The sequence below is a fragment of the Burkholderia torrens genome, assembly GCF_984668525.1.
Genome location: NZ_OZ480211.1, coordinates 3398370 through 3417020, shown reverse-complemented (window position 1 = coordinate 3417020; position 18651 = coordinate 3398370). Strand labels below are relative to the sequence as shown.

18 protein-coding genes are annotated in these 18651 nt (G+C 68.8%); 6 read left to right on the top strand and 12 right to left on the bottom strand.

Annotation, left to right across the window (positions count from 1 at the left end):
* Positions 1-28: 28 nt before the first annotated feature.
* Entirely contained in the window at positions 29-1216 is a 1188-nt protein-coding gene (gene metK / locus AC5LXX_RS15870; RefSeq protein WP_039353866.1) for a methionine adenosyltransferase, read from the top strand.
* A 109-nt stretch (positions 1217-1325) separates the two neighbouring features.
* Here metK and AC5LXX_RS15865 read toward each other — a convergent pair whose 3' ends face one another.
* Complete coding sequence (locus AC5LXX_RS15865) at positions 1326-1667, bottom strand: hypothetical protein (protein WP_493410060.1); 342 nt, start codon at positions 1665-1667, stop codon at positions 1326-1328.
* A gap of 352 nt (positions 1668-2019) precedes the next feature.
* Between AC5LXX_RS15865 and AC5LXX_RS15860 the strand changes: the two genes are divergently transcribed.
* Positions 2020-2793 carry a phytanoyl-CoA dioxygenase family protein gene (locus AC5LXX_RS15860; protein ID WP_493410059.1) on the top strand — a complete coding sequence of 258 codons (774 nt, stop codon included), beginning with the start codon at positions 2020-2022 and terminating at the stop codon, positions 2791-2793.
* Between the two features lie 157 nt (positions 2794-2950).
* Here AC5LXX_RS15860 and AC5LXX_RS15855 read toward each other — a convergent pair whose 3' ends face one another.
* The gene (locus AC5LXX_RS15855; RefSeq protein WP_124455748.1) at positions 2951-3157 is read right to left on the bottom strand and encodes a DUF3185 family protein; all 207 of its coding nucleotides are present in this window, start codon (positions 3155-3157) and stop codon (positions 2951-2953) included.
* Between the two features lie 193 nt (positions 3158-3350).
* On the opposite strand from AC5LXX_RS15855, the gene mgrA reads away from it, so the two are divergent.
* Positions 3351-4394: an L-glyceraldehyde 3-phosphate reductase gene (gene mgrA, locus AC5LXX_RS15850; protein ID WP_124455747.1), complete on the top strand. Its 1044-nt coding sequence runs from the start codon at positions 3351-3353 to the stop codon at positions 4392-4394.
* A gap of 116 nt (positions 4395-4510) precedes the next feature.
* Here mgrA and AC5LXX_RS15845 read toward each other — a convergent pair whose 3' ends face one another.
* Entirely contained in the window at positions 4511-4696 is a 186-nt protein-coding gene (locus AC5LXX_RS15845) for a hypothetical protein (protein WP_011353526.1), read from the bottom strand.
* Between the two features lie 301 nt (positions 4697-4997).
* Positions 4998-5885 (bottom strand): DMT family transporter, encoded by an 888-nt coding sequence (locus tag AC5LXX_RS15840; RefSeq protein ID WP_493410058.1) that lies wholly within the window; start codon positions 5883-5885, stop codon positions 4998-5000.
* Positions 5886-6545: 660 nt separating this feature from the next.
* Between AC5LXX_RS15840 and AC5LXX_RS15835 the strand changes: the two genes are divergently transcribed.
* Complete coding sequence (locus AC5LXX_RS15835) at positions 6546-6758, top strand: hypothetical protein (RefSeq protein ID WP_124455744.1); 213 nt, start codon at positions 6546-6548, stop codon at positions 6756-6758.
* 56 nt (positions 6759-6814) lie between these two features.
* The gene (locus AC5LXX_RS15830) at positions 6815-7837 is read left to right on the top strand and encodes a serine/threonine protein kinase (protein WP_493410057.1); all 1023 of its coding nucleotides are present in this window, start codon (positions 6815-6817) and stop codon (positions 7835-7837) included.
* Positions 7838-7918: 81 nt separating this feature from the next.
* Here the strand turns inward: AC5LXX_RS15830 and AC5LXX_RS15825 are convergent, their stop codons facing one another.
* Positions 7919-9361 (bottom strand): coniferyl aldehyde dehydrogenase, encoded by a 1443-nt coding sequence (locus tag AC5LXX_RS15825; RefSeq protein WP_493410056.1) that lies wholly within the window; start codon positions 9359-9361, stop codon positions 7919-7921.
* Positions 9358-9864, bottom strand: coding sequence for a hypothetical protein (locus AC5LXX_RS15820; RefSeq protein ID WP_493410055.1), 507 nt, complete (start codon positions 9862-9864; stop codon positions 9358-9360). The genes AC5LXX_RS15825 and AC5LXX_RS15820 overlap by 4 nt, the downstream gene beginning before the upstream one ends.
* 222 nt (positions 9865-10086) lie before the next feature.
* Between AC5LXX_RS15820 and AC5LXX_RS15815 the strand changes: the two genes are divergently transcribed.
* Positions 10087-11727, top strand: a complete 1641-nt coding sequence (locus AC5LXX_RS15815; protein WP_493410054.1) for a GMC family oxidoreductase — start codon at positions 10087-10089, stop codon at positions 11725-11727.
* Positions 11728-11755: 28 nt separating this feature from the next.
* On the opposite strand, the gene AC5LXX_RS15810 is transcribed toward AC5LXX_RS15815, so the two are convergent.
* From AC5LXX_RS15810 to fliF, 6 genes are read right to left on the bottom strand one after another with little or no spacing between them, the layout of a single operon-like run.
* Complete coding sequence (locus AC5LXX_RS15810) at positions 11756-13120, bottom strand: flagellar hook-length control protein FliK (RefSeq protein WP_493410053.1); 1365 nt, start codon at positions 13118-13120, stop codon at positions 11756-11758.
* Between the two features lie 31 nt (positions 13121-13151).
* Positions 13152-13610, bottom strand: a complete 459-nt coding sequence (gene fliJ, locus AC5LXX_RS15805) for a flagellar export protein FliJ (RefSeq protein ID WP_124455738.1) — start codon at positions 13608-13610, stop codon at positions 13152-13154.
* A 5-nt stretch (positions 13611-13615) separates the two neighbouring features.
* On the bottom strand, positions 13616-15121 hold the full coding sequence (gene fliI, locus AC5LXX_RS15800; RefSeq protein WP_493411134.1) for a flagellar protein export ATPase FliI: 1506 nt from the start codon (positions 15119-15121) through the stop codon (positions 13616-13618).
* Between the two features lie 32 nt (positions 15122-15153).
* Positions 15154-15837 (bottom strand): flagellar assembly protein FliH, encoded by a 684-nt coding sequence (fliH, locus tag AC5LXX_RS15795; protein ID WP_493410052.1) that lies wholly within the window; start codon positions 15835-15837, stop codon positions 15154-15156.
* Positions 15830-16825 (bottom strand): flagellar motor switch protein FliG, encoded by a 996-nt coding sequence (gene fliG / locus AC5LXX_RS15790; RefSeq protein WP_124455735.1) that lies wholly within the window; start codon positions 16823-16825, stop codon positions 15830-15832. Before fliG ends, fliH begins: the two co-directional genes overlap by 8 nt.
* Positions 16815-18578: a flagellar basal-body MS-ring/collar protein FliF gene (fliF, locus tag AC5LXX_RS15785; protein WP_493410051.1), complete on the bottom strand. Its 1764-nt coding sequence runs from the start codon at positions 18576-18578 to the stop codon at positions 16815-16817. Before fliF ends, fliG begins: the two co-directional genes overlap by 11 nt.
* Positions 18579-18651: the final 73 nt, after the last annotated feature.

Genomic DNA, 18651 nt, shown 5'->3' with positions numbered 1-18651 from the left:
ACCCGTAACCACACAGGAGCCTGAAAAAGTGGCAAACGATTATTTCTTCACGTCCGAATCCGTCTCCGAAGGCCATCCGGACAAAGTCGCGGACCAAATCTCGGACGCGATTCTCGACGCCATCCTCGAGCAGGACAAATATTCCCGCGTTGCGGCTGAAACGCTGTGCAACACGGGTCTCGTCGTTCTGGCCGGTGAAATCACCACGACGGCCAACATCGATTACATCCAGATCGCGCGCGACACCATCAAGCGCATCGGCTACGACAACACCGACTACGGCATCGACTACAAGGGTTGTGCGGTGCTCGTCGCGTACGACAAGCAGTCGCCGGACATCGCACAGGGCGTCGATCGTGCACACGACGACAACCTCGACCAAGGCGCGGGCGACCAGGGCCTGATGTTCGGCTATGCATGCGACGAAACGCCGGAACTGATGCCGCTGCCGATCTACCTGTCGCACCGCCTCGTCGAGCGCCAGGCCAGCCTGCGCCGCGACGGCCGCCTGCAATGGCTGCGCCCGGACGCGAAGTCGCAGGTCACCGTCCGCTACGTCGACGGCAAGCCCGATTCGATCGACACCGTCGTGCTGTCCACGCAGCACGCACCGGACATCGAACTGCCGGCGCTGCGCGAAGCCGTGATCGAGGAAATCATCAAGCCGACGCTGCCGGCCGACCTGATCAAGGGCGACATCAAGTTCCTCGTGAACCCGACCGGCCGGTTCGTGATCGGCGGCCCGCAGGGCGATTGCGGCCTGACCGGCCGCAAGATCATCGTCGACACGTATGGCGGTGCCGCACCGCACGGCGGCGGCGCGTTCTCGGGCAAGGATCCGTCGAAGGTCGACCGTTCGGCTGCTTATGCAGGCCGCTACGTCGCGAAGAACATCGTCGCCGCCGGCCTCGCGTCGCGCGCGCTGATCCAGGTGTCGTACGCGATCGGCGTCGCCGAGCCGACCTCGGTGATGGTCAACACGTTCGGCACGGGCCGCGTGTCGGATGCGGTGATCACGAAGCTCGTGCGCGAGCATTTCGACCTGCGTCCGAAGGGCATCATCAAGATGCTCGACCTGCTGCGTCCGATCTACGAGAAGACCGCTGCCTACGGCCACTTCGGCCGTGAAGAGCCGGAATTCTCGTGGGAAGCGACCGACAAGGCGCTCGCACTGGCCGAAGCGGCCGGCGTCGAGCCGACGGCACGCGTCGCGTAAGCGTCGTTCGCCCGCAAAGAAAAACCCCGGCTTGCCGGGGTTTTTTTATGGGCTTCGACCGCCGGCACGACGGCGGCGATCGTCGCGGGCCGTGCCCGCCGGTGTGCGTTCAGCGCGCGCCGAACCCGAACCAGCCGTTGCTGGCCGCGAGGCGGCGCGGGCGGTTGACGCGGCGCTGCGGGCCGAGCGCACGGCGCAGCGCGAGCGCGCGCAGCGACGACGGCTTCTGCAGCAGCGAGCGCAGGCCGGCACGGCGGGCGAACGCCTGCGTGCTCATCATCGAGAAAAATGCGTGGAACCACGCGCGGATGCCGTCCAGCCGGCTGTGTGCGGGCGCGCGCTCGGCCAGCGCCTGCGTGCGGGCGCGGTGATGGCGCAGCGAACGGGCAGGAGCGGGCGGCACGACGCGCTTCGCAGCGCGGTTGAAACGGGAAGTCAGACGGAATGGCATGTGAACGATGCTTTGCTTGTATGGGTGGCGCTCTGCAGAGCGCACTGGTATGAACGGCCTCGGATTGCGCAACGGATCTTACTGAAACTCGCTGCGCGCCGCGCCCGCCAGAATTGACAGGCCGCGACAGGCTACAGGGGATTCATGACGGGCAAAAGTCGCGATAAACCCTTGTGCCACAAGGCGTGTGCCGCATACCGCCTGTCGGTGAGGCAGGTGCTGCGGCGAACAGTTCCCTTGAGCCGGATCAAATCCGCGATTGGCATGCCCCTGCGTACGGCAATGGTGCTGTTCGCGGCATCCGGCGCCGATTTACAATCGTCACATTCACACAATAAACGTCTGGCATCCCATGTCGTCTCCATTGCAGTTGGAATCGATCCGCGCGCAAGTCGCGGAATTGCGCGAGCGCGGCTTCGTCGTCGCGCGTGGCCTCGTCGGCGAGCAGCAGTGCGCGACGCTCAGGCAGATCGCGGAGCGCCAGTTGCGTGAGGCCGCCGAACCGATCGAATTCGAGGCCGACCTGCGCTACCCGGGCGCGCCCGAGTCGAAGCATGCGCCGGGCGGGCACACGGTGCGGCGGTTGCTCGACGCGTACTCGCGCGATCCGGCGTTCGCCGAGCGCGCGGTTGCGCCCGAAATCGGCGCGTGGATGCGCGAGTATTTCGGCGAGGAGCCCGTGCTGTCGCGCGCGCATCACAACTGCATGATGACGAAGCACCCGGCGTACGGCAGCCTGACGGGTTGGCATCGCGATTTCCGCTACTGGTCGTTCGCGCGTCCGGACATGGTGTCGGTGTGGCTCGCGCTGGGGCCGGAAACGAACGAGAACGGCGCGCTGTGGCTGGTGCCGGGTTCGCATACGGCCGAATTCGGGCCGGAAGCGTTCGACGACGCGAAGTTCTTCCGCAGCGACCTGCCGGAGAACCGCAGGATGATCGACGCGGCCACGTGCCCGTCGCTGCAGACCGGCGACGTCGTGTTCTTCCACAGCAACACGCTGCATTCGGCCGGGCAGAACCGCTCCGACCAGGTGAAATTCTCGCTCGTGTACACGTACCACGGCGCGAGCAACCGGCCGATGCCCGGCACGCGCTCGGCGTCGAAGCCGGAAGTGCAGTTCTAGGTGCGAATCGGGCGGCGCGGTGACGCCGCGATGTCCAGGCGATGCGACGCATCGCCGGCGAATGAAGCAACGGGCGGCCTGGCCGCCCGTTTCGTTTGATGCGACCCGCGTGCGTGATGGGTGCGCGGGCCGTGCGTGCGCCGCGCGACGGCGCGCGTCAGCGCTTGCCGCCCGGCATCGCGAGGCCGATCAGGCCGATGAACGATGCGACGGCGCCGCCGACGATCAGCAGGATCGTCTTCGTCGCGGGCGAACCGGTGAAGAAGCGCGACACGTTGTCGTTGATCGAATGGAACGACTGGCCGCCGAAGTACAGCAGCAGGACGCCGCCGACGAGCAGTGCAACCGAGATGACCCGGGACATACCAACCTCGCTGAAACGGTGATTCGAGACGCCGCAGTGTAGGCGACGACCGCGGTCGCGTCCATCGCCGTGCCGCCGTGCGCGATCCGGCCGCTTTCGCTACCATAGTCGTCGTATGACTCCTTCGCCGCCGTCGCGCCATGTGTGCGGCCGGCGCGCGTCCCTTCCCCCGATGTCCTGACGGAACAGACTCATGGCCTACGAAGCAGCTTCCGAACGTTATGCCGGCATGCAGTACCGCACCTGCGGCAAATCCGGGCTCAAACTGCCCGCCCTGTCGCTTGGCCTGTGGCACAACTTCGGCGACACGACGCCGATCTCGACGCAGCGCGAGATCCTGCGCACCGCGTTCGACCTCGGCATCAACCACTTCGATCTCGCGAACAACTACGGGCCGCCGTACGGCAGCGCCGAGACCAACTTCGGGCGGCTGCTGAAGGAGGATTTCCGGCCGTATCGTGACGAACTGCTGATCTCGACGAAGGCCGGCTGGGACATGTGGCCGGGGCCGTACGGCAGCGGCGGCGGGTCGCGCAAGTACGTGCTCGCGAGCCTCGACCAGAGCCTGCAGCGGATGGGGCTCGACTACGTCGACATCTTCTATTCGCACCGCTTCGATGCGCACACGCCGCTCGAGGAAACGGCAGGCGCGCTCGCGTCGGCCGTGCAGCAGGGCAAGGCGCTCTACATCGGCATCTCGTCTTATTCGGCCGCGAAGACGCGCGAGATGGCCGAGCTGCTCGCGCAATACAAGGTGCCGCTGCTGATCCACCAGCCGTCGTACAACCTGCTGAACCGCTGGATCGAAGAGGATCTGCTCGGCACGCTCGACGACGTCGGCGCGGGCAGCATCGCGTTCACGCCGCTCGCGCAGGGCCTGCTCACGTCGAAGTACCTGAACGGCGTGCCGGCCGACGCGCGCGTGAACAAGCCGGGCGGCGGCTCGCTGAAGCAGGATCACCTGAGCGCGGACAATCTCGAGCATGTGCGCAAGCTCAACGCGATTGCCGAACGACGCGGGCAGAGCCTCGCGCAGATGGCGCTGGCGTGGGTGCTGCGCAACGGCCGCGTGACGTCTGCGCTGATCGGCGCGAGCCGCGCGGAGCAGGTGCGCGAAAACGTCGGCGCGCTGAAGAACCTCGAATTCTCGGCAGAGGAACTCGCGGAGATCGACCGTTACGCGACCGAAGGCGGCATCAATCTGTGGGAAAAGCCGTCCACCGATCAGGCGATCTGACCGGAAGTCGATACGGCATGCGAAACAACGTCACGTGCCGTATCACGGGCTGGCGGGCAGCACAGCGCATCGCTGCGGTGCAGCGATGCGCGTGATGCGCCGGCTGTCGTGTCGCGCTAGATCAGCGCGGGCAGGCCTTCAACGAGCAGCACCGCGACGCCGACGCCGAGGATGACGCCGAGCACGCGTAGCAGGTTGTGACGAAATTCGGTTGCGCACGGTACCGCGCCGAGAAATAGCGCTCCGGCCAGCGCCATCGGGATCAACAGGATGAAGTCGCCGATCGTGAAATAGGTCGTCATGCGTGTCTCCAGGTCTTGACCGAGGTCAGCGCATCAGCGCTTGATTCGGCCCCATGCCGGGTGTTTCTAGTGTTGTCCGACCCGTTGCGAGCGGGGCGGTCAATTCGAGTATAGGCAACCGGCGGCGCTTTTCGCTATCCGAACCATTAAAAATCGGCGGAAAGCCGCGTGAATCACGCGTTTTTCCTGCAAGTCGGACGAATGTCTTGCACGGATCTTTCTCGTTCCTTTCGATTTTCGCGGAATCATCGTATGTGTCCGATGCGGGCCGTCGCATCCGCAGGCGCGGCGGCCCGCTCGCTTACGCGCGCCCGGGTTGCGCGCGGGTGGCCGATGCGCGGAACACGAGCACGAGCCCCGCGATGATCGCGCCCATGCCGGCGAGCGCGAGCGGCTCCGGCCGGTTGCCGAGCCACACGGCATCCATCAGCGTGGTGACGACGGGCACGAGATAGAACAGGCTCGTCACGTTGACGAGATCGCCGCGCTGCATCAACCGGTAGAACAGCAGTTGCGCGATCACCGAAATCACGATGCCGAGCCACAGCAGCGGGACGACGAATGCCCAGCTCATCTCGAACGACACCGGCCGGAACGGCACGATCGCGACGCACAGCGCGAGGCCGATCGCATTCTGCAGCGGCAGCACGTCGGCAGGTGCCGCGCGTACGCGCTTTTGCAGCAGCGAGCCGGCGGTCAGCGCGACGAGGGCGGTGAGCGCACACGCGATGCCGGCAGCCGACAGGCCGCCCGCGCCGCCGCTCGCGCCACGGCACACGACGAGCGCGAGCCCGGCCAGCGACAGTGTGAGCCCCGCGACGCGCACGGGCTGCCAGCGCCGCTCGACGATCGCGAGCGTGAGGATCGGCTGCACGCCGAGGATCGTTGCGAGCACACCGGGCGCGATCCCGCGCTCGAGTGCGAGCAGGTAGAAGATCGAATAGCCGCCCATCATCAGCAAGCCGGTCAGCGCGGCCATGCGCCGCTCGCCGCGCGGCGGCAGCCAGCGTTTGCGCATGAAGGCCAGCGCGAGCAGCACGAGCGACGCGAGTGCGAAGCGTGCGGTGAGAAAGGCGAACGCGGACGCGTGACGCAGACCGAGTTCAGAGAAGATCGCGCCGCTGCTCCACAGCAGCACGAAGAGCGACGTCGCGCCATGCGCGGCAAGCGCGCGTTTGAACGAAACCATGTGAATCCACCTGTCGAACGGATCGGAACGTTCCATTCGCGCGCGCAGCAACGTGCGATGCGTGACGACGCATGCACTGAAGCCGACGGGGGCGAATGGAAGACGAAACGGAAGCCGGCTGGTCAGCCGGCGCGCGCTGCCGGAGGGGGCGGCGCGGCGCCGACGAGCGGCGGTGCGACAGGAGGAGGAAGAACCGACGGATGCGCGCACGCCTGCGGCCGCGAGTCGAACTGCGGCCGGGATTTTGCGAGGGCGGACGTGAGCGGATGCATCGTGTCGGAATGCGATTGAACGCGAATGAAAGCCTAAGGTACCGCAAGGCAGCCATCGAGCGCAATCACTGTCGGCGGTGTTGCATCGCGAACGACGCAGCAGTGCGTCGATCCCGTGCGCGTCGCAGTGCCGGGCGGTTTCGGCGGGCAGTCACATTCGACAGGGTATGATGGGGGTGACCGGGCGGGCAAGTGCCTGCCCGGCGCAGTGGTTGATTGGAGACATTCGACGAATTCGCGGCACTTCGCCTGCTTCTTCTTCTTTTCGCGCTTCGATAAACCGTGAACAATGGGATCACGCGCAACGCTCCTCCGAGAGCGGCGCGGATCGTGCATTTGCCGGCTCGCCAGCGGGCCGGGTTTCAAGATTCAAGAGTGGGGAACCATCATGCATATCGGGTCGATTGTCTGCACTACCCATATCGCGGTGCCGAAGGGCGCGCGCGGTATCGTCCAGCGCATCCTGGGCGACATGGCCATGGTGACCTGGTACGCGGGCGTGCCGGGTGATTCGAAAGAACTCAACACCGAGCCGTTCTTTCTCGAGGATCTGATCGACACCGGCGAATCCGTCCTGCCGGCCGGCGCGGCGCTTCACTAAGCGCACATCGCACCGGACGCTCGTCTTTCGGTCCGGCTGGCGGCACAATGCGGGGCATGACAGACGCCACTTCCGCTCCCGCTTCTCCCGCCAGCCCGCCGTTCGCCGGCCTCACGCCCGAGTGCGTGCTCGACGCGCTCGACAGCGTGCTGATGCCGGCCGGCCTGCGCACCGACGGGCGCCTGCTCGCCCTCAACAGCTACGAAAACCGCGTCTACCAGGTCGGCATCGAAGACGGCCCGCCGGTCGTCGCGAAGTTCTATCGCCCGGCGCGCTGGTCGGACGACGCGATTCTCGAAGAGCACGCTTTCGTCGCCGAACTCGCCGCGCGCGAGATTCCGGCGGTGCCTGCGCGCACCTTCGACGGCCGCACGCTGCACGCGTTCGACGGCTTCCGCTTCTCGATCTTCGAGCGGCGCGGCGGGCGCGCACCCGATCTCGACCGCAGCGACACGCTCGAATGGCTCGGCCGCTTCATCGGCCGGATTCACGCGGTCGGCGCGACGCAACCCTATGTCGCGCGTCCCGTGCTCGACATCAAAACGTTCGGCCATGAGCCGCGCGACTACCTGCTCGCGCACGATTTCATTCCGGATGACGTACGACCGGCGTACGAGACGGCCGTCGCGCTCGCGCTGGAAGGCGTCGAGGCCGCGTTCGAGCGCGCGGGCGACATCCGCCTGCTGCGCACGCACGGCGACTGCCACCCGAGCAACGTGCTGTGGACCGATGCGGGCCCGCATTTCGTCGACTTCGACGATAGCCGGATGGCGCCGGCAATCCAGGATCTGTGGCTGCTGCTGCCGGGCGATCGCGAAGGCGCGTCGCGCGCGCTGGCGGACCTGCTCGCCGGCTACGAGGATTTCTGCGAATTCGAGCCGCGCGAGCTGCATCTCGTCGAAGCGCTGCGCACGCTGCGGCTGATCCACTACGCGGCATGGCTCGCGCGGCGCTGGGACGATCCCGCGTTTCCCGCCGCCTTCCCGTGGTTCAACACGCATCGCTACTGGGAAGCGCGCGTGCTCGAGTTGCGCGAGCAGATCGGCGCGATGCAGGAAGGGCCGCTCTGGCCCGTATGACGGCGCACGCGGCATTCACGCCGCGCGGCAGGCCGGCAAGGGCCGCGGCGCGATGCGCGCGGCCCGTCCGGGCCGACTGCCTCAGAACTTCAGCATCAGCTTGATCAGCGCGGCGAAGCGCTTGCCGTACGGCGGCGCGAGCAGGTTGCGCGCATTCAGGCGCGCCTGCGTGAGCACCGGCTTCATCTTCGAGAACGTCACGAAGCCGTCGTAGCCGTGGTACGCACCCATGCCGCTCGCACCGACCCCGCCGAACGGCAAGCTGCCGCACGCGATGTGCATCAGCGTTTCGTTGATCGACACGCCGCCCGAGATCGTTTCGCGCATCACGCGATCGATCGTGCCGCCATCTTCGTCGAACAGGTAGAGCGCGAGCGGACGCGGGCGCGCATTCACGTAGGCGATCGCCTCGTCGAGCCGCTCGTACGGCACGAGCGGCAGCAGCGGCCCGAAGATTTCCTCCTGCATCAGTTGCGACGCGGCCGGCACCTGCGTGACCGCGCACGGCACGAAGCGGCGCGACGCGGGATCGGATTGCGCGTCGGACAGCGGATGCAGTTGCGCGCCGGCCGCCTGCGCGTCGCTCGCGAGTTGCTGCAGGCGCGCGTAGTGGCGCGGCGACACGATCGTCGTGTAGTCGCCGTTCGTCGACAGGTCCGGATACATCTTCGCGAAGCGTGCCCGCGCGCGCTCGATGAACGCGGCTTCCATTCCGCGCGGCAACAGCACGTAGTCGGGTGCGATGCAGGTCTGGCCCGCATTCAGCGTCTTGCCGGCGACGATCGCGTCGACGGCTGCATCGAAGCGCGCGTTCGGGCCGACGATCGCCGGCGACTTGCCGCCGAGCTCCAGCGTGACGGGCGTGAGGTTGTCGGCGGCCGCGCGCATCACGTGGCGGCCGACATGCGTCGAGCCGGTGAACAGCAGGTGATCGAACGGCAGCCCGCTGAACGCGGCGCCGACCTCCGCATCGCCGTTCACGACCGCGACGTGGTCGCGCGTGAAGGTCTTGCCGATGAGCTGCTCGAACAGCGCCGACGTGCGCGGCGTCAGTTCGGACATCTTGATGATCGCGCGGTTGCCGGCGGCGAGCGCGCAGATCAGCGGGCCGGCCGCGAGCAGCACCGGGTAGTTCCACGGTACGACGATGCCGACCACGCCGAGCGGCTGCGGAATCACCTTCGCGCGTGCCGGGCGCAGCCACTTGTTCATCGGCTTGCGGATCGGCTTCATCCAGCGCTTGCCGTGCTTCAGTGCGTCGTCGATCTCTTCCTTCGCCATCCAGACTTCCGACAGCAGCACTTCCTGCTTCGCGCGATGGCCGAAATCGGCGCTGATCGCTTCGGCGAGTGCGTCCGCATAGTCGATCAGCATCGTGCGCAGCGCGCGCAGGTGCTGCGCGCGCGTCTCCCATGCGGGATACGGGGCGCGCAGGTACGCCGCGCGCTGATCGCGCAGCAGCGCCGTCAGCGCATCGACCGACGGCAATGCTTGCGGGGCCAGTTCGGGCAGGTCGTTCTTCATGTCGTCTCCTCCAGTTGGGCCTGGCCGGCGGGCCGGCCGTCGCGCCGCACGCGCACGCTCGGCGAGCGCGGCGACGCGGATCGGGTGATGCGTGTCGCGCGGCGCGGGGCCGGATGCGACGTGTGCTCGAAAACCGGTTGCTGCATTCGGCCGGCGTCGCATCCGCGCGACGGTATCGGCGTCCGAAAATCGTGCCGCACGGCACGCGCGCACGACCCGATGCGACGGCAAGCAGGTGCGGGATGCCGCGTTGCCGGCGCCTGCCGGTGCACCGACGCACGGCGGCGCGACGGGTACGCGACGGCGTGTCGCGGTGCATCGTGCTGCCGCGGCGGCAGACCGTCCAAACGGTCGGCGACGATACGTGCCGTTCGATTTCCATCGACTGCGCGCATGCCGTCGTGCAACGTCGCGCGGGCCGCCGTTTGAAATGAAATGCGGGCCGCGCGCGCGGCATCCGGAGGACCGGGTCGGCACACGTCCTGCAGAACCTGGCGCTGCATCGTCGTCCCTCCCGTTTCGCGACGAATCGGCTTCTCGTGGCCGGTGGATCGCGCGAAGCGAATCGATACATCTTAAATTTAGTTCACGCGGGCGTTTAGAGGAATCGCTCTTGAATCCGCGCGCCGCGTGCGCGGCGGCCATTCCTACAATGCCCGAACACAAGAGGGGACGCGGTCGCGCGGCGGTGCCGGGCGCCATCCATGACACGACGGAGACGTGACATGCAATACGACTACATCATCGTCGGCGGCGGTTCGGGCGGGTCGAGCCTGGCAGGCCGCCTCGCCGATGCCTGCCCCGATGCGACGATCGCGCTGATCGAGGCCGGCTCGCATACGGAGCGCAATCTGCTCGTCAACATGCCGGTCGGCATCGCGGCGCTGGTGCCGTACAAGCTCGGCACGAACTACGGCTACGAGACGGTGCCGCAGCCGGGCCTCGGCGGGCGGCGCGGCTACCAGCCGCGCGGGCGCGGGATGGGCGGTTCGAGCGCGATCAACGCGATGATCTACACGCGTGGCCACCCGGGCGACTACGACGAGTGGGCGCAGCTCGGTGCGACGGGCTGGGGCTGGCAGGACGTGCTGCCGTATTTCCGTCGCGCGGAAGGCAACGAACGCGGCGCGGATGAATGGCACGGCGCGGACGGCCCGTTGACCGTTTCCGATCTGCGCTTTCGCAATCCGTTCTCCGAACGATTCATCCAGGCCGCGCACGCGGCCGGCTATCCGCTGAACGACGACTTCAACGGCGCGACGCAGGAAGGCGTCGGCTTCTATCAGGTCACGCACCGCGACGGCTCGCGCTGCAGCGTGGCGCGCGCGTACATCTACGGCCGCAACCGGCCGAACCTGCACGTGATCACCGACGCGACGGTGCTGCGCGTCGGCTTCGACGGCAAGCGCGCGGTCGGCGTCGCGGTCTCGCGCAACGGCCGCGTCGAGACGCTGGGCGCGCGCGGGGAAGTGATCCTGTCGGCCGGCGCGTTCAATTCGCCGCAACTGCTGATGTGCTCGGGGATCGGCCCGGCCGAGCAACTGCGCCGGCACGGGATCGCGGTCGTGCACGATGCACCGGACGTCGGCACGAACCTGATCGACCACATCGACTTCATCATCAACACGCGCGTGAATTCGTCGGAACTGGTGGGCGTGTGCCTGCGCGGCATCGCGAAGATGACGCCCGCGCTCGCGCGCTATTTCTCGAGCCGCACGGGGATGATGACGAGCAACGTCGCGGAGGCCGGCGGCTTCATCAAGAGCGATCCGTCGCTTGAGCGTCCCGACCTGCAGCTGCATTTCTGCACGGCGCTCGTCGACGACCACAACCGCAAGATGCACTGGGGCTTCGGCTACTCGCTGCACGTGTGCGCGCTGCGGCCGTTCAGTCGCGGCACGGTCGCGCTCGCGACCGGCGACGCACGCGACGCGCCGCTGATCGATCCGCGCTTCTTCAGCGATTCACGCGATCTCGACCTGCTCGTGCGCGGCACGCAAGCGATGCGCCGGATCCTGTCGCAGGCGCCGCTCGCGTCGCAGGGCGGGCGCGAGCTGTATACGCGGGCGGACCAGAGCGAGGCCGAGCTGCGCGCGACGATCGTCGCGCATGCCGACACGATCTACCACCCGGTCGGCACCTGCCGGATGGGCTCGGATGCGCGCGCGGTCGTCGATCCGCAACTGCGCGTGCGCGGCGTCGAAGGGCTGCGCGTGGTCGATGCGTCGGTGATGCCGACGCTGGTCGGCGGGAACACGAATGCGCCGTCGGTGATGATTGGCGAACGCGCGGCGGACTTCATCGTCGCGGCGCGCAAGGGTGCGGTGCCGCGCGGCGAGGCGGCTGCCGCGGTGCACGGCCGCTGAGCGCGGCGCGCGCACCGAAACGGCATGCTCAGGCAAACGTATCGACGAGGCCGGCGCGGCTCACGCTCGCGGCGGCCGGTGCGGATTGCACAACGTCGGCCGGTGCATCGACGGCTGACGATCCGCCGTTCCCGCGCCGCGACGACTGGCCGCCGGCGAAGGTCTGTTGCGGGTTCTGCTGCTGGGAAGCGAAACCGCCGTCGCTGACGGTCGTGCTGCCGAGCCCGAGCCCGCCCGCTTCCATCGCCTCGCGCAGCTTCGGCAGCGCGGCTTCGACGGCCTCGCGCACCTGCGCGTGCTGCGACACGAACAGCGCGTGCGCATGGTTGTCCGCGACGCGCAGCACGACCTGCAGCGGCCCGAGATCGGGCGGGTTGAGCGTCAGCTCGGCGCTCTGCTGGTGCGCATTCGACAGGAACACGACCTTCTGGCTCAGTGCGTCCGTCCAGTCGGCGGTGCCGACATGCGGCGCGAGCACGTGCGCGTTGGCGGCGGCGATCGCACCGGCGGCGGGCGACAGCTGCAGGTTTGCCTGCGCGGCGGCCGCGGCCGTTGCGCCGGCCGCGAGCGTCGCGCTGGCGGCCGGATCGGTCGCTTCGCTGGCTGCCGCGAGTGCGTGCTGTGCGCCGGACTGCGCGTTCGCGTCGGCCTGCAGCGCCTGCGGCGTGGCCTGGGTCGGCGCCTGCTGGGTGGCGAGCGCGCCTTTCGCGTCGGCGAGCGTACGGTCGAACGTCGGCACCTTCGGCGTCAGCGGCGCGGCGGCGGCGGTCGATGTGCTCGCTGCCGGCGCCGAGGTCGTCGCAGTGGCGGACGCGCCGGTCGCCGGCATCGCAATCGCGCCCGCGCCGCCGGTCAGCCTGGCGAGCGCGGCCTGCAGCGCGTCGCGGCTCGACGCCGGTTCGAGCGGCTGGGCAGCGGCATCCCCGACCGCATGATCGGCCAGCGTCGCCGTGGCGTCGGGCTGGCCGGGCACGGTCGTCTTGCGCGCCGTGTCGGCGATGGCGGCAGCGGCGGTGGCCGGATCGGCCGGCGCCGCGTTGTCCGTGCGCGCCTGCAGCTGTGCCTGCACGGCAGCGGCGGCCGCGAGCGCGGCGGCGTCGGGATTGGCCGTCGCGTTCGCGACGTCGGTCGACTTGTCATCGTCGTCCGTGCCGGACGGCTTCGTGCTCGTAGCCGGCTTCGACGCAGCCTGCGTCGTCGATGCATCGGGCGTAGCGGGATTCGACGCGTCGCGACGCGTGACGACGCTTTGCTTCAGCGTCTGCGCAAACGGTACGGCGGTCGCGGCCGCCGCCGCATCGTTGCCGGCGGCGGACGAACCCGAGCCGCGGGCGGCCTTGAGTGCGGCGCCGGCGGTGTCGAGCAGCGCGCCGAGCAGGGGCAGGGGAGGCATGACGGTTCTCTCGTTCGAATGCGGTGGTCGGTTACGACGAGCGGGCCGCGTCGGCCCGCATGCGCAGGATCTTCGCGGCGTGTTCGTCGGCGTCGCGCTGTTCGCGCCGGGCCTCGCGCGTCGCTTCCTGCGCGACGCCGCGCGCCTGCAGGATTTCATACGAGCCGACGGTGCGTTTCTTCTGTTGCCAGTTCGGGCGCGCTTCGTCGATGCGGACTTCGGCGGCGGCCAGCACGTTGCGCTGCTGCGAGATCGCCGCATCGAGCGTGTCGATGAACGCCTGGAAATTGCGCCAGTTGCCGGCCGGCATCCCGTGTTGCGCGGACTGCGCGAAGCGTGCGTGATATTCGTCGCGGTAGCGCAGCAGCGCGTCGAGCTGCTCGGCGGCCGCGGTGCGGTCGCGCTGGGCAGTGCCGAGCTGCTTTGCGGCCGAGTCGAGGTCGTCCTGCGCGCGGTCGAGCAGCAGCTGAAGGGGAAAGCCGTGAGCCATTCGGGTCAGCCTCCGTAAGCGTCGAACAGCGCGTCGAGCGCAGCGAGGCTCGATGCGAACGGCGCGCATTCGCGAAAGCCCTGCTGCAGGAATGCCTCGATGCGCGGGTAGAGCGCGATCGCGCGGTCGAGCTGCGCGTCGCGGCCGGGTGCATAGGCGCCGACCGCGATCAGGTCGCGATTGCGCTGGTAGCGCGACAGCATCTGCTTGAACTGCCGCACGTGGTCGAGATGGCCTTCGTCGATCAGCGCGGTCATCGCGCGGCTGATCGACGCCTCGATGTCGATCGCGGGATAGTGGCCGGCCTCGGCGAGCGCGCGCGACAGCACGATGTGGCCGTCGAGGATCGCGCGCGCCGAATCGGCGATCGGGTCCTGCTGGTCGTCGCCCTCGGTCAGTACCGTGTAGAACGCGGTGATCGAGCCGCCGCCCTCCGGCCCGTTGCCGGTGCGCTCGACGAGCGCGGGCAGCTTCGCGAACACCGACGGCGGATAGCCCTTGGTCGCGGGCGGCTCGCCGATCGCCAGCGCGATCTCGCGCTGCGCCATCGCGTAGCGCGTCAGCGAATCCATCAGCAGCAGCACGTGCTTGCCCTGGTCGCGGAAATACTCGGCGAGCGACGTCGCGTACGCGGCGCCCTGCATGCGCAGCAGCGGCGACACGTCGGCCGGCGCCGCGACGACGACCGAGCGCGCGAGCCCGTCCTCGCCGAGGATCTGCTCGATGAATTCCTTCACTTCGCGGCCGCGTTCGCCGATCAGCCCGATCACGATCACTTCCGCGCTCGTGTAGCGTGCCATCGTGCCGAGCAGCACCGACTTGCCGACACCGGAGCCGGCGAACAGGCCCATCCGCTGGCCGCGGCCGACGGTGAGCAGCGCGTTGATCGCGCGCACGCCGACGTCGAGCACGTGGTGGATCGGCTCGCGTTCGAGCGGGTTGATCGACGGCGCCGACAGCGGCGCCTCGACTTTCGCGGTGAGCGGGCCGAGGCCGTCGAGCGGGCGGCCCGACGCGTCCACGACGCGCCCGAGCATTTCCCAGCCGACCGGCAGCCGCTTCGCGCCCGCGAGCGGATCGGCGACGGGTGCGCTTTCGCGCGGCCACACGCGCGCGCCGGGCAGCACGCCCGCGACGTCGGTGGTCGGCATCAGGAACAGGCGGTCGCCGGCGAAGCCGACGACTTCGGCTTCCGCGTGCGGCAGCGTGCTGCCGGGCGGCAGCTCGATCGTGCATTCGGCGCCGACCGACAGGCGCAGCCCGATCGCCTCGAGCACGAGGCCGGCCGCGCGCGTGAGGCGCCCGCACGGCCGCAGCGGCAGCGCGCGGTGGCTGCGCGCGGCAAGCCCGTTCAGGTGCGTGCGCCAGTGCGCGAGATGCGGATTGTGCGGTGCGCGCGGTGCGGCGCCGGCGGGGGCGGCGTCCGTATGCGGCGTGGCACCGTGTGCGGTGTCGTGCGCGGCAGCCGGCCCGAACGACGCGAGCGCGAGCTCGCGTTCGAGCGGCGTCATGCCGTCGTGCGCGAGCGCTTCGGGCGGCCGCGTCACCACGTGCTCACCTTGCCGATCGCGGCGGCGACGCGCTGCCAGCGCGTGGGCAGCGTCGCATCGACCTCGCCGGTCGCGGCATGCGCGCGGCAGCCGCCGCGCTCGATCGACGCGTCGGTGCGCACGTTCCAGCCGAGCGTATCGAGATCGTCCTGCAGGTAGGCTTCGACGACGGGCAGGTCGGCCGGATTCACCGCGAGATGCGGTGCGCCGGACAGCGCCGGTTCGGCCGCGAGCACGTCGCGCACGGCCGCGACCAGCGCGGCCGGGTCGTGCTTCACGTGCTGGCGCACGACCTGCTGCGCGATGTCGAGCGCGAGCTGCGCGAGGTCGGACGCGAGATCGTGCTCGACGGTCGACACGGCCTCGCGGAACGACGCGGCGAGCGCCGCGAGCTGCGCGGCCTGTTCGCGCGCGTCGGCCTGGCCGGCCTCGAAACCCTGTTCGCGGCCCTGCTCGAAACCGGCCTGGTAGCCGAGCGCCTGGCCTTCGACGTGACCGGCCGCATGGCCTTCGGCGTGCGCGGCGTCGCGCACGCGCTGCAGTTCCTCGGCGAGCGCGGCGGCGGCAGCCGCCGCGTCGTCGGGCGGCGGCGGGGGCGGCGGCGGGTCGAACGACGCCATCTCCCACCGCTGGTACGCGGTGAGGGTGCCCACGCGATCGCTCGCCGAATCAGACATACGCGTCTTCCGCCTTGCCGCCGATCGCGATCGCGCCGCTCTCGGCCAGGTTGCGCACGATCTGCAGGATGCGGCGCTGCTGCGTCTCGACGTCGGACACGCGTACCGGGCCGCGCGCGTCGAGATCCTCGGCGAGCAGCTCGGCCGCGCGCTGCGACATGTTCGCGAGGAACTTCTGGCGCAGGGCCGGCGGCGCGCCCTTCAGCGCGATGATCAGCGTTTCCGACTCGACTTCCTTGAGCACCATCTGGATCGCGCGGTCCTCGAGGTCGAGCAGGTTCTCGAACACGAACATCTGGTCGATGATCTTCTGCGCGAGTTCGGCGTCGTACTGGCGAACGCTTTCGAGCACGCCTTCCTCATGCACGCTCGTCATGAAGTTCAGGATCTCGGCCGCGGTGCGGATACCGCCCATCGGGCTGCGCTTCAGGTTGTCGCTGCCGGACAGCAGGCCCGTCAGCACGTCGTCGAGCTCGCGCAGCGCGGCCGGCTGGATGCCGTCGAGCGTCGCGATCCGCAGGATCACGTCGTTACGCAGCCGCTCGGTGAAGCACGACGCGATTTCCGACGCCTGGTCGCGGTCGAGATGCACGAGGATCGTCGCGATGATCTGCGGATGCTCGTTCTTGATCAGTTCGGCCACGGCGGCCGAGTCCATCCACTTCAGACCCTCGATGCCGCTCGTGTCGCTGCCTTGCAGGATCCGGTCGATCAGCACGCCGGCCTTGTCCTCGCCGAGCGCCTTGGTCAGCACCGAGCGGATGTAGTCGCTCGAATCGAGCGACAGCGCGGTGTGCTGCTCGGCTTCCTTCGCGAACTCCTGCAGCACGCCCTCGACCTGCTCGCGCGTGACGTTCTTCAGCGCGGCCATCGCGGCGCCGATCTTCTGGACCTCGCGCGGCGCGAGGAACTTGAATACCTGCGCGGCCTCTTCCTCGCCGATCGACATCAGCAGCAGCGCGCTCTTGGTCAAGCCTTCAGCGTTCATCGGACACCCAGTTCTTCACGACGGTGGCGACGATCTTCGGATCCTGGCGGGCGATCGTGCGCGCGTAGTCGAGGTTGCGTTCGTAACGGTTCTTCTCGGTTTCGAAGCCGAGCAGCAGCGAGTCGGGCTCCTCCGCCTTCTCCAGCGCGGGCAGGCCGTCGAGCGCGACCGGATCTTCCGGTGCCGCGAGCGCCGGCGCAGCCGGCTCGGGCGGCGGGAATGCGCGGCGCATCGCCGGGCGCACGAACATGAAGTAGAGCGCTGCCGCGGCCGCCGCGATGCCGAGCCACTTCGCGGCTTCCTTCGCCATCGCGATCATGTCGGGCTGGCGCCACCACGGCAGGTCGGCGTACGGGTCGCTTGCGGTCGAGAACGCGCTGTTCACGACGTTCACCGAGTCGCCGCGCTTCTCGTCGTAGCCCATCGCGTCCTTCACGAGCTGCTCGACCTGCGCGAGCTTGGCCGGCGGCAGCGGCTGCATCGTCACGTGGCCCTTCGCGTCGGCGACCGGCTGGTAGTTGACGACGACCGCGACCGACAGCCGCTTCACGTTGCCCATCGGCTGTTCGAGATGACGGATCGTCTTGTCGACTTCGTAGTTGGTCGTCTGGTCCTTGCGGTCGCTGACCGGCGTCGTCTGCGGCCCGTTCTGGCCGTTGCCGGCGACGACCGGCGCGGACGCCGGCTGCGGCGGCGTGTTCGACAGCGCGCCCGGCACGCCCGACGCGCCGCCCTGCGCGAGTTCGGTCGAGCTGCTGGTCTGCTGGCTGCGGATCGCGGATTGCTGCGGATTGCCGTTCGGGCCGTAGCTTTCCGACGTCTGCTCGATCTTCGAGAAATCGAGGTCCGCGCTGACCTGCGAGCGCGCGTTGCCGGCGCCGAAGATCGGCGCGAGGATCGCGTCGATGCGCTTCTGCGTGTTGTGCTCGACCTGCTGCACGTACTTGAGCTGGCTCGCGTCGAGTCCGGAGGCGGACGCGGTCTGGGTCAGCAGGTTGCCGTCCTGGTCGACGATCGTCACGTTCTTCGCGGGCATGTCGGGCACGCCGGACGACACCATCCGCGTGATCGCCTGGACCTGGCCCTCGTCGAGCACGCGGCCCGGGTAGAGGTCGACGAACACCGACGCGCTCGGCGCTTCCTTGTCGCGCACGAACACCGACGGCTTCGGGATCGCGAGATGCACGCGCGCGCCGCGCACGGCATTGATCGATTCGATGGTGCGCTGCAGCTCGCCTTCGAGCGCGCGCTGGTAATTGATCTGCTCGGCGAACTGGCTGATGCCGAATTTCTGGTTGTCCATCAGCTCGAAGCCGACCGAGCCGCCCTTGGGCAGCCCCATCGCGGCGAGCTTCAGGCGCGTTTCGTGCACCTGGCTCGACGGCACGAGAATCGCGCCGCCGGCGTCGGCGAACTTGTAGGGAACGTTTGCCTGCTGGAGCGCGGCAATGATCGCGCCGCCGTCGCGGTCCGACAGGTTGCTGTACAGCACGCGGTAGTCGGGGGCGCGGCTCCACAGCACGAGCGCGGTGATCGCGGCGATCGCGAACGCGACGGCGATCAGGAACGGCAGCTTCGGGTTGCCCTTCATCCGCGAGATGCCGGGAATGCGTTCCGCGAAGCCGCCCAGCCCGAAGTCAGCGCCGGCGACGCCCGCGCCCGGCAACGCGGCGGCCGCGGCGGCACCGGACGCCGGGCTGGCGAGGCCCGCGCGGGCGTCGGGGTTGATCAGCGAGTTGGCCTGCGAATCCATGCGTCGAGTTTCTCCGGAGCGGGACCACTGAGCTCGCTCGGACGAGCGGGCGGACAATGACACGATGCGATTA

What these genes read in the sequence shown, in the direction of transcription:
- AC5LXX_RS15835 (WP_124455744.1), top strand. Translation starts at nt 6,546, where the DNA reads ATGCATATCGGGTCGATTGTCTGCACTACCCATATCGCGGTGCCGAAG.
- AC5LXX_RS15845 (WP_011353526.1), bottom strand. Translation starts at nt 4,696, where the DNA reads ATGACGACCTATTTCACGATCGGCGACTTCATCCTGTTGATCCCGATG.
- AC5LXX_RS15860 (WP_493410059.1), top strand. Translation starts at nt 2,020, where the DNA reads ATGTCGTCTCCATTGCAGTTGGAATCGATCCGCGCGCAAGTCGCGGAA.
- fliH (WP_493410052.1), bottom strand. Translation starts at nt 15,837, where the DNA reads ATGTCTGATTCGGCGAGCGATCGCGTGGGCACCCTCACCGCGTACCAG.
- fliG (WP_124455735.1), bottom strand. Translation starts at nt 16,825, where the DNA reads ATGAACGCTGAAGGCTTGACCAAGAGCGCGCTGCTGCTGATGTCGATC.
- fliI (WP_493411134.1), bottom strand. Translation starts at nt 15,121, where the DNA reads ATGACGCCGCTCGAACGCGAGCTCGCGCTCGCGTCGTTCGGGCCGGCT.
- AC5LXX_RS15820 (WP_493410055.1), bottom strand. Translation starts at nt 9,864, where the DNA reads ATGCAGCGCCAGGTTCTGCAGGACGTGTGCCGACCCGGTCCTCCGGAT.
- AC5LXX_RS15810 (WP_493410053.1), bottom strand. Translation starts at nt 13,120, where the DNA reads ATGCCTCCCCTGCCCCTGCTCGGCGCGCTGCTCGACACCGCCGGCGCC.
- AC5LXX_RS15855 (WP_124455748.1), bottom strand. Translation starts at nt 3,157, where the DNA reads ATGTCCCGGGTCATCTCGGTTGCACTGCTCGTCGGCGGCGTCCTGCTG.
- AC5LXX_RS15840 (WP_493410058.1), bottom strand. Translation starts at nt 5,885, where the DNA reads ATGGTTTCGTTCAAACGCGCGCTTGCCGCGCATGGCGCGACGTCGCTC.
- AC5LXX_RS15865 (WP_493410060.1), bottom strand. Translation starts at nt 1,667, where the DNA reads ATGCCATTCCGTCTGACTTCCCGTTTCAACCGCGCTGCGAAGCGCGTC.
- AC5LXX_RS15830 (WP_493410057.1), top strand. Translation starts at nt 6,815, where the DNA reads ATGACAGACGCCACTTCCGCTCCCGCTTCTCCCGCCAGCCCGCCGTTC.
- AC5LXX_RS15825 (WP_493410056.1), bottom strand. Translation starts at nt 9,361, where the DNA reads ATGAAGAACGACCTGCCCGAACTGGCCCCGCAAGCATTGCCGTCGGTC.
- fliJ (WP_124455738.1), bottom strand. Translation starts at nt 13,610, where the DNA reads ATGGCTCACGGCTTTCCCCTTCAGCTGCTGCTCGACCGCGCGCAGGAC.
- fliF (WP_493410051.1), bottom strand. Translation starts at nt 18,578, where the DNA reads ATGGATTCGCAGGCCAACTCGCTGATCAACCCCGACGCCCGCGCGGGC.
- AC5LXX_RS15815 (WP_493410054.1), top strand. Translation starts at nt 10,087, where the DNA reads ATGCAATACGACTACATCATCGTCGGCGGCGGTTCGGGCGGGTCGAGC.
- mgrA (WP_124455747.1), top strand. Translation starts at nt 3,351, where the DNA reads ATGGCCTACGAAGCAGCTTCCGAACGTTATGCCGGCATGCAGTACCGC.